The sequence below is a fragment of the Allobosea sp. 47.2.35 genome, assembly GCF_024655635.1.
GTDB lineage: Bacteria > Pseudomonadota > Alphaproteobacteria > Rhizobiales > Beijerinckiaceae > Allobosea.
The window spans coordinates 173,290-182,532 of sequence record NZ_JANLGI010000003.1 but is presented as its reverse complement, the minus strand read 5'-3'; the positions used below and the strand labels follow the sequence as shown (position 1 = coordinate 182,532).

Below are 9,243 nucleotides of genomic sequence, written 5' to 3'. Positions count from 1 at the left end.
ACACGCGCTTGTGACAACACGCCGCGTGACGCGAATCCTCAGGAGTTATATGAACGGCAGATGAACAGGTTCGACAACGAACGTTCATCTTGAGAGCGGCGAGCCGGGAACATGCATCGGCCGCCGGCGTTTCGACCCTGGATTTTCCGGCCTGCTGAAGGACTTGCGTCCCGTGTCCTCCCATTCTTCCTTCAGGCGCTTCCTGCTTCTCGGCCGACCGGCCGTGGACGCGGTGCTGGCCGCGCCGGGGCGGGATGCACGGATCGACGTGATCCGCGGGCTCGCTTTGCTGATCATCTTTATCAATCACATGCCGGGAAACGTCGTCTCGGCCTATATGCCGCATAATTTCGGCTTCTCGGATGCAGCCGACATCTTCGTGCTGCTCGCCGGCGTCTCGGCGACGCTGGCCTATGGTGGGCTGATCGAGCAGCGCGGCTTCGCGGTCGCCGGGCTAAAGCTCGGCGCCCGGCTCTGGACGCTCTACATCGCCCATCTCGCGGTGTTCATCATCGTCTGCGGCGTCGTCGCCACGGCGGTGACGCGGACGCAGAACCCGCTCTATATCGAGGCGATCAATATCCAGCCCTTCTTCCGCGACACGGTCGAGGCGCTGATCGGCGCGCTGACGCTGACCTATCAGCCGTCCTATCTCGATATCCTGCCGCTTTACATCGTGCTGCTGGCGCTGTTCCCGGTGATTTACTACGCGGCGCGGCTGAGCCCGCTGCTGACGCTCGCCTGCTCGCTTGTGATTTGGCAGGCGGCGCTCGCCTTCGAGCTCAACCTGCCCAATGGCAGCGCGGGCGTGTGGTTCTTCAACCCCTTCGCTTGGCAGGTCGTGTTCACGCTCGGCATCATCATCGGGCGGGCGGCGCAGCTCGGCATCCGCGCGCCGCGCCTGATCTGGCTCGATGTCGCAGCGGTGACGTTTATCGTCTTCGCCTGGGCGGTGAAGACGTCGAGCGGCAATCCGACCGGCATCGCCGCGCTGAACGACTGGTTCGACTCGGTGCAGCTCGGCTCGGACAAGACCAATCTCGCCTGGACGCGCATCCTGCATATCGGCGCGCTGGCCTGGCTGGCGATCCGCTGGCTGCCGTCGGGCATGGGGTTGGCGAAGGCCGCACCCGGCCGCATGCTCGCCAATGCCGGGCAGAACTCTCTGCATGTCTTCTGCGCGGGTGTCGTGCTCTCGATCATCGGGCAGATCGTGCTGGCGGAAACATCCTTCGATCTGGGCGTTCAGTTGCTGATATGCGCCGGTGGCGCTACAATTCTGACAGGGTTAGGGATTTTCCTGTCGTGGTACCGTTCGATCACGAAACGCGGCGCAGGCGCCGAGTCTACCCAGGCCCGTGGCGCGCCGTCGCCGCGGCCTTCCTTTTCCTCGCGCTGAATTCCGGATCGAGCGCGGCGCCGCTGCCGCCGCCGCTCGATGTGCGCTGCCGTGCGGAAGCTGCCAAGACCGCCTTCCAGCCGAGTCTGCCGGCCGCGCGCAAGGCGCTGCAGGAAACCGGCCGCCTGACCATCATCGCGTTGGGCTCCTCGGCTACGGCCGGCTCCGGTGCCAGCGCCGACGACAAGAGCTATCCTGCCGTGCTCCAGGCGGAGCTGCGCCGGCGTCTGCCGGGGGCCGAGGTCAGGGTCGTCAACAAGGGCGTCGGTGGCCAGTCGGCCTATGACATGCTCTTGCGCATGCAGACCGACGTCATCGACGAGAAGCCGGCGATCGTGATCTGGCAGACCGTCATCAACGATGCGATCCGCGATATCGGCGAGGACAAGCTCGGCAAGATCCTGCGCAAGGGCGTGGGCAAGGCTCGCGCGGCCGGGATCGAGATGATCCTGATGGACCTGCCCTGGCTGCCGCGCGAAGGGCGCTATCCCCACTACGACGACTACCGCGCCGTGCTGACGAAGACGGCGCAGGACCAGGGCATCTCGCTGTTCCCGCGCTATGCGATGATGAAGGGCTGGTCGAATTCGCGCCAGTTCACACCGGAGGAACTCGTCGGCATGGACGGGCTGCATCTGGTTGATGCCGGCTATCGCTGCCTCGCACTACGGCTGGCCGACGGCATCGCTACGGGGATCGGGCCGGTCAGGATCGAGGCAGCCGGGGGCGGAAAGCCGACGAACTGAGGCGAGCGCCTTAGACCTGCTCCGGCTTACTTCGCCAAAACCTCGATATCGCGATCGCTGCCCGACTCGACCTTGAAGTCGCGGGAATAGACCTGCCCCTCCTGCCGGGCGATCAGGACATAGTCGCCTTCCGCCAGGATGACCTGCGGGAAGGCGCCGATCGCTTCGCGAATGACGTCGCCACCCGGCGTCAGCACGCTGAAGGCGGTGCCGGCGAAGGCTTCGCCACCCGTATTGGCGACAAGCTTCAATGTGACCTTGGCGGCGCGGTGATGCAGCGTCGCGTCGGTGACCTTGCCGGTCTCGACCTTCACGTCGGCGCGCTGGATCGCGTTGGAATCGCCGTAGGTCGAGACGACGTGATAGGTGCCCTCGGGCAGGCGGATGACCTCGCCCGCCTTGGCGCCACTGGTGATCAGGCGGCCTTCCGAATTGCCCTGCAGAGGTACGAAGACCGAGAAGGAGAGCAGCGGAGCCGGGATCGGGGCATCGCCGATCGAGCCGGCCAGCGAGAGCGCGCCGGCGCTGATCTGGACCTGATCGCGCAGGCCCTGCTGGCCGAGGCTGACGCGCTTGGTGCCGCTGGCGAAACCGTAGCCGGCATGGATGACGTAGTTGCCGGGCGGCAGCGAGAAGGCCGGCTCCGGCTCGGAGGAGCGCGCGACGATCCGCGACGAGGCGCCGTCACTGCCTTCGCTGAGAACCCGCCAGTTCAACCCGGAGCGGATCGGCTTGCGGTCGGCGGCGAACTGGGCGGAGACGGACAGGCGCGCCAATCCGTTCGGTGCGACAGGCTGGCCTTGCAGGGGCGCAGGAGATGGCGTGTCCGCGCCGGGGCCGGGATCGACAGTCTGGGCGCCGGCGAGGTTCGACCCAAGCAGGACGGCCATGGCGAAGGCGACCCCGACAAGGCGGCGAGCTTTAAAGCCCTCCAATTGAAACATGCTTTTCGTCCTCGGCGGCTCTGCGGCGATGATGAGCAGCTCCGCTTGTCCTCATCATGGCGAAGGAATAGGTCAATTCCCAAGCCATAGTCAGGATGTTTCATGACCGATACGCTCTCTCTGCTCAAGCTGCGTCGCTCCGTGCCGCCGCAGTTCCTCACGGCGCCCGGTCCCGATGGTGCCCAGCTCGACGAATTGCTCGCCATTGCCGCGCGCGTGCCCGATCATGGCAAGCTCGCGCCCTGGCGCTTCATCGTCTTCAAGGGCGCGGCCCGCGAGGAGGCGGCGGAGATCGTTGCGCGCATCTATCGCGAGAAGAACCCGCAGGCGAGCGAGGATCAGGTCGAGTTCGAGCGCAAGCGCCTGCTGCATGCTCCGGTCATCGTCGCCGTGGTCTCGCGGGCGCGCGAGCATGCCAAGATCCCGCTCTGGGAGCAGGAGCTTTCGGCCGGCGCGGTCTGCATGAACATGCTCGTTGCCGCCTATGCCATGGGCTATGCCGGCTCCTGGCTGACCAACTGGTTCTCCTTTGACCGGCAGGTGCTGAGCGCCTTCGGGTTGGCCGAGGACGAGCGGATGGCCGGCTTCGTGCACCTGGGCACGCCGACAGCGCCGATCACCGATCGCGACCGGCCGGTGATGGCCGATATCGTCAGCTATTACGGGACCTGACGCGATGATCTACTCGGCCACGAAAGAAGATCTCGGCTTCGCGCATGACCCGTTCAAGGCGATCGTCGCACCGCGGCCGATCGGCTGGATCACGGCGCTGAGCGCCAAGGGCGAGGTCAACCTCTCGCCCTACAGCTTCTTCAACGCGATCTCGTCGCGGCCGAACATCGTGATGTTCTCCTCGGAGAACAAGAAGGACGCCGTCGCCTTCGTCGAGGAGACCGGCGAGTTCACCTGCTCGCTGGTCACCAAGGCGCTGGCACATCCGATGAACCTGACCTCGGCGCCGCTGCCGCGCGGCGAGAGTGAATACGCCCATGCCGGGCTGGAAATGGCGCCGTCGCGCTTCGTCAAGCCGCCGCGCGTCGCCGGTACGCCGGCCGCGCTCGAATGCAAGCTGCTCTCTGTCCAGCAATTGCACGATGTCGACGGGCAGGCCGTGCCGCGCTGGATGGTGCTGGGGCAGGTCGTCGGCATCTTCATCGACGATGCCTATGTCAAGGACGGGCGCTTCGACACCGCCGGTGCTAACCCGATCGCGCGCTGCGGCTATGCCGACTATGCCGAGGTGACGAGCCTGTTCTCGATCACCCGCCCGGCCGGCGGATAAGCTGTGCATTTGCACATCGCCTGCGCAGGGATCGCCTCGACTCGATAATCCGCGGCATGCGACATGCCTTGGGATAGGGGACGGGCCGAATGCATTCATCTTTCCGAGCCGCCGCGCTGGCGGCTTTTTTCGTGTCGAGCCTTGGCGCTTGCGTACCGCGCTACTCGTCCATCGAGGTCGCCGACATGTTGTCGAAAGGCTCGGTGGAGGTTGAGGCCAATACCAGCCGCAACGCTGTGAATGTCGTCACCCGAGGGCAAACTGCGGGCACCGCGATCATGAACGGCCAAGGCGGTATTGCCGGAGTTCTGATCGGGGCGGCCATCGTTGCGGCATCGGCCGAGCCCGAGATTCCCAATATCGCAAACGTAACCCAGCCGATCGCAGATGGTCTTCAGAAGAAATTCCGCCGCCCTGACGCATCGGCGCAGAATTTCTACAAAGTCCTGGTTGCCGGCGGCGGGAGCCTGACGCCCGCGATGGGGGACCATTTCCAGCTGACCTACACCGTCGGGATGAACGTCACGAACATCAAGACGCAAGAAGTCGTGATGATCCAGTCCTGTGCGGAAACGGAGGCGTCCACCATGCCGCTGGCGAAGTGGCGCGAATCCGTTCCGTTGATTCTGGCCCTACGCGGCCGGACAGCCGCGAACTGCTCGGCCAAATTCAAGGCCGCACTGTCACTTTGACGGACAGGCGCCGTCGTATTTCGCGAAGTGGCTGCGCATCGGTGGCATTCGCTTGGACGATGCTTTCGTGGGGGAGGCGCCTCGGCCCGGTTGGCGTCAACTCGCCAGCGGCTTGGCGCGATAGTCGCCGAACTCCGCCAGTGCCTTGTTGATTGCCTCGGCATCAAGCTTGGCGCCCTCCGGCAAGGTCAGGCGTGGTGGATCGAGCGTCACCGTCGCGCCGGGAGCGAGCGCCGTCGCGGCGCGCTGGACACGCGAGGCGCAGCCGCCGCAATGCATGCCTGAAACCTCGAAAACCTGAGTCATTCGAATCGCCTCCGGCGGTTCATTCAGCCAGTTTGCGAGCTCGCGCGACGAGCCGCTGCGCCTTGATCAGATGGGGGCGATCCAGCATCTCGCCATCGAGCCCGATGACGCCGGCACTCGGATTGGCCTCGAACAGCGCGATGATCTGCTCGGCCTTGGCGAGTGCCGCCGGCGAGGGCGCGAAGATCTCGTTGATGATCGGGACCTGCGCCGGGTGGATCGCCATCTTGCCGGTGAAGCCGTCGCGGCGCGAGGCAAGGCATTCGGCCCGGAAGCCGGCATCGTCGCGGAAATTGGTGAAGACGGTGTCGATCGCGTCGACCTGCGCCGCAGTCGCCGCGAACAGAGTCAGCGCGCGGGCGAGGCGATAGGGATCGGTATAGGAGCCGTCTTCCAGCCGGTTGGTCTCGGCGCCGAGATCGGCCGAGAGGTCCTCTGCTCCCCAGGTCAGCGCCATCAGGCGATGCGAGGAGCGGCTATAGCTGCCGAGCCCGAAGATGGCCTTGCCGGTTTCGGTGCCGATCGGGAGGATGCGCGTCGTGCCGTCCGGCAGGTCGGCCTCGGCCTCGCGCACCGCGATCTTGGCAGCGAGATGGCCGACATCGGTGCCGCCCTCTGATTTCGGCAGCATGATCGCGTCCGGGCTGCCCGGCATGATCGCGTCGAGATCAGCGTCGCTCATGCCGGTTGCCAGGCCGTTGATGCGGACGATCAGCAAGGGGCGTTTCGGCAGGGGGCGGGTCGCTTCGAGGAAGGCGCGGGTGATCTCGCGCGCTTGCGGCTTGCTGTCGAGCGCGACGGAATCCTCGATGTCGAGGATCAGCGCGTCAGTGCCGCAATCCAGGCCCTTCTGCTGCTTCTTCGGGCTGTCGCCCGGCACGAACAGGAGCGAACGCATGATCAGACCGCGACCGTCTCGGGGGCCGGGCGCTTGCGCATGAAGGCCTGCCGGCGGCACTGGGCGACCAGCGTGCCGTCCTGCTTGTAGGCCTTGTGCACGAACTCGACGATGCCGGCCTCGGGCCGCGAGCGCGACTCGCGCTTGGCGGCGATCTCGGTGGTGCAGTTGATCGTGTCGCCTTCGAAGAGCGGGGCGGGGAAGAGCACGTCGGTCATGCCGAGATTGCCGATGGTGGTGCCGACCGTGGTGTCGTTGACGGAGATGCCGATCATCAGGCCGAGCGTGAACAGCGAGTTCATCAGCGGCTTGCCCCATTCGGTCTCGGTCGCGCAGAAATGCGCGTCGATATGAAGGGGTTGCGGGTTCAGCGTCATGTTGGAGAACAGCATGTTGTCCATCTGCGTGACGGTGCGGGTCAGGCCGTGCTCGATGACCGCGCCGACCTGAAAATCCTCGAAATAGATCCCGCCACGCTTGTGACGCACCACATCCGCCATAGACGCCTCCGCCTTCTTCATGCCGGCTGCTGAGCCGGAACCAGAAGTCGTAGAGGGACCTCCGCCGGGAGGGAAGCGGAAAGCGCTGGAGCCCCGGCGCATGGGCGATCTTAACGGTTCGCTTACCATAATGGAGCAATTTTGGAGGGTGCCCTCGCAATGCGCGCGGGCCGCCGCTGAAGGTCTCGATGTTCCTCTTCACCACGCCGCAGAGCCAGAGCCGCGAAACGCAGCCAGCGAACCCGGTCGTCAGCGCCATTCGTCAGGGCGCGGAGCGGACGGGGGTGGGGTTCGACTATCTGCTCAAGACGGCGCAGCGGGAATCGGCGCTGGAGCCGACGGCCAAGGCGGGCACGTCGAGCGCCACCGGGCTCTTCCAGTTCATCGAGCAGACCTGGCTATCCATGGTCAAGCAGGAGGGGCCGAAGCAGGGGCTCTCGCAATATGCCGACGCCATCACGGAGAGCGGCGGGCGCCTCAGCGTCTCCGATCCGGCGGCGCGCGAGAAGATTCTCCAGCTGCGCAATGATCCGCAGGTCGCGGCCGTGATGGCCGGTGCATTGACCCAGAAGAATCGCGACCAGCTCGCTTCCAGCCTCGGCCGCCAGCCGCAGGCCGGCGAGCTCTATATGGCACATGTGCTCGGCGCGCGCGGCGCCTCCGACCTGATCCGTGCGACGGCCAACGATCCGGGCCGTGTCGCGGCGCGGGATTTCCCGGAGGCCGCCGCCGCCAATCGCTCGATCTTCTACGACAAGGCCGGCCGCGCGCGCAGCGTGCAGGAGGTCTATGGCGTGCTGGCGGCCAGCCATGCCAGCACGCAGGTCGCCGCCAAGGTGACGCCGAACGCGCAAGCGGCGCAGGGCGATATCCCGGTCGCTGAGATCGCGGCGGCGCTGCGGCCCGAGCGCGCCAAGGGGCTCGTCGGCCTGTTCTCGACCGGCGGTTCCCGCGATCCGGTCTCGAAGGCCGTCGCCAATCTCTGGACGACGCCGCCTCGCAATGGCACGCGCATGGCCTCGCTCGAAGGCGGCGAACGCTACTTCCCGCGGCCCGGCCAGAGCGAAGGCGCGCTGTCCGATGCGAGCCCCGCGGCGACCGGATCGGTCGTCAGTGCTCCGGCCAAGGCGGTCAACGCGCCGCTGCCGCCGTCGCGCCCGAATGATCTGTCCCAGCCCGATGTTGCTGCCGCGCAGCCGGCTGGCAAGCGTCGCAGCGGGCCGCTCGACCTGTCTTCCTTCATGATCCAGCGGAGCGGAACATGATCGTTCGACGCTTCCTTTTGTGGGCCCGGACCGCGCCGGCCGAGGCGCGCGCCAGCGGGGCCGCGGCGCTGGCCGGCGCCTATCTGCGCTCCGGCATGTCCGACGAGGACCGCCATGAGGCCGAGACGGCGCTGATCGCGCTGATCGACGATCCTTCACCACTGGTGCGGCGCGCGATCGCCGAGGAAATGGCGCCTTCGATGCGCACGCCGCGCAATCTCGCGCTCGGCCTGATCGCCGAGCAAAGCGATGTCGCGGCGCTGGTCCTGGCGCATTCGCCGGTGCTGACCGAGGCTGACCTCGTCGATGCCGCCGCTGTCGGCGACACGCTCGCCCAGAAGGCCATCGCCATGCGCCGCTGCCTGCCGGTCGGCGTCTGCGCAGCGCTGGCCGAAGTCGGCTGCGAGGAGGCACTCGTCACGCTCGCGGGCAATCGCACCGCCGAGATCCCCGATTTCTCTCTGGAGCGCATGATCGAGCGCCATGGCGATAGCGGCGCGCTCCGCGAGGCACTGCTCGAGCGTGTCGACCTGCCGGGCGGCCTGCGGCAGACGATCGCGGCCAGGGTTTCCGACACGCTGGCGAGTTTCGTCACCGGCTGCGGCTGGCTGACGGCTGAGCGGAGCGCGCGACTGGCGCGTGAATCGACCGAGCGGGTTGCCGTTGCGCTCGCGGCCGGCGGCGAAGCCAGCGATGCGCCGGCGATCGTCGAGGTGCTCAGGGTCACCGGGCGGCTGACGCCGGGGCTGATGTTGCGCTCGCTGCTCAGCGGCGAGCCGGCGCTGGCGGAGGCGGCTTTCGTCGCCCTGTCCGGCCTGCCCGAGGAGCGCGTCGCGGCCCTGCTGCGCGACAGGCGCGGTGCCGGGCTCAAGGCGCTTTGCCGCAAGGCGGGCTTGCCGGCCTCGCTGGAGCCGGCCTTCTCGGCTGCGATCATGGCGCTCAATGCGCGCGGTTTCGATCGGCCGCCGGTCCGTCCCGGCATGGACCGCGATCTGCTGCGCACGGTGCTGATCGCCTGCGAGGGGGCGGAAGGACCTGAAGCGGGAGCGCTGATGGCCTTGCTGCGCCGCCTCGATGCGGAAGCTGCCCGCGAAGAGGCGCGCGGTCTGGCGGATTCGCTGGCGGACGATGCGGCGCTTGCCCTCCTCGTCGAGGCTGATCCGTCCTTCCTGATCGAGCTCGCGGAAAGCGACCTGCGCGACGCCGCCTGA

11 protein-coding genes are annotated in these 9,243 nt (G+C 66.9%); 7 read left to right on the top strand and 4 right to left on the bottom strand.

Annotation, left to right across the window (positions count from 1 at the left end):
- Positions 1-172 precede the first annotated feature (172 nt).
- On the top strand, positions 173-1,399 hold the full coding sequence (locus tag NUV79_RS05960) for an OpgC family protein (protein ID WP_257732147.1): 1,227 nt from the start codon (positions 173-175) through the stop codon (positions 1,397-1,399).
- Entirely contained in the window at positions 1,306-2,145 is an 840-nt protein-coding gene (locus NUV79_RS05955) for an SGNH/GDSL hydrolase family protein (RefSeq protein WP_257732146.1), read from the top strand. The genes NUV79_RS05960 and NUV79_RS05955 overlap by 94 nt, the downstream gene beginning before the upstream one ends.
- Positions 2,146-2,171: 26 nt before the next feature.
- Here NUV79_RS05955 and NUV79_RS05950 read toward each other — a convergent pair whose 3' ends face one another.
- Positions 2,172-3,089 carry a collagen binding domain-containing protein gene (locus NUV79_RS05950; RefSeq protein ID WP_257732145.1) on the bottom strand — a complete coding sequence of 306 codons (918 nt, stop codon included), beginning with the start codon at positions 3,087-3,089 and terminating at the stop codon, positions 2,172-2,174.
- 102 nt (positions 3,090-3,191) lie between these two features.
- On the opposite strand from NUV79_RS05950, the gene NUV79_RS05945 reads away from it, so the two are divergent.
- The 3 genes from NUV79_RS05945 to NUV79_RS05935 all read left to right on the top strand — a co-directional run bounded on the left by NUV79_RS05945 (position 3,192) and on the right by NUV79_RS05935 (position 5,063).
- A complete protein-coding gene (locus tag NUV79_RS05945; RefSeq protein ID WP_257732144.1) occupies positions 3,192-3,761 on the top strand; it encodes a nitroreductase family protein in 570 nt (189 codons plus the stop codon).
- Between the two features lie 4 nt (positions 3,762-3,765).
- Entirely contained in the window at positions 3,766-4,371 is a 606-nt protein-coding gene (locus NUV79_RS05940) for a flavin reductase family protein (RefSeq protein WP_257732143.1), read from the top strand.
- 89 nt (positions 4,372-4,460) lie between these two features.
- Positions 4,461-5,063: an SRPBCC family protein gene (locus NUV79_RS05935; RefSeq protein ID WP_257732142.1), complete on the top strand. Its 603-nt coding sequence runs from the start codon at positions 4,461-4,463 to the stop codon at positions 5,061-5,063.
- Positions 5,064-5,159: 96 nt separating this feature from the next.
- Here NUV79_RS05935 and NUV79_RS05930 read toward each other — a convergent pair whose 3' ends face one another.
- The 3 genes from NUV79_RS05930 to NUV79_RS05920 are packed head-to-tail and all read right to left on the bottom strand — an operon-like array spanning position 5,160 to position 6,767.
- The gene (locus tag NUV79_RS05930) at positions 5,160-5,369 is read right to left on the bottom strand and encodes a heavy-metal-associated domain-containing protein (protein WP_257732141.1); all 210 of its coding nucleotides are present in this window, start codon (positions 5,367-5,369) and stop codon (positions 5,160-5,162) included.
- Positions 5,370-5,388: 19 nt separating this feature from the next.
- On the bottom strand, positions 5,389-6,267 hold the full coding sequence (locus NUV79_RS05925; protein ID WP_257732140.1) for an HpcH/HpaI aldolase/citrate lyase family protein: 879 nt from the start codon (positions 6,265-6,267) through the stop codon (positions 5,389-5,391).
- A 2-nt stretch (positions 6,268-6,269) separates the two neighbouring features.
- Complete coding sequence (locus NUV79_RS05920) at positions 6,270-6,767, bottom strand: MaoC family dehydratase (protein ID WP_257732139.1); 498 nt, start codon at positions 6,765-6,767, stop codon at positions 6,270-6,272.
- A gap of 188 nt (positions 6,768-6,955) precedes the next feature.
- Here NUV79_RS05920 and NUV79_RS05915 point away from each other — a divergent pair, with 188 nt between their 5' ends.
- Complete coding sequence (locus NUV79_RS05915; RefSeq protein ID WP_257732138.1) at positions 6,956-8,032, top strand: transglycosylase SLT domain-containing protein; 1,077 nt, start codon at positions 6,956-6,958, stop codon at positions 8,030-8,032.
- Positions 8,029-9,243, top strand: a complete 1,215-nt coding sequence (locus tag NUV79_RS05910) for a DUF2336 domain-containing protein (RefSeq protein WP_257732137.1) — start codon at positions 8,029-8,031, stop codon at positions 9,241-9,243. Before NUV79_RS05915 ends, NUV79_RS05910 begins: the two co-directional genes overlap by 4 nt.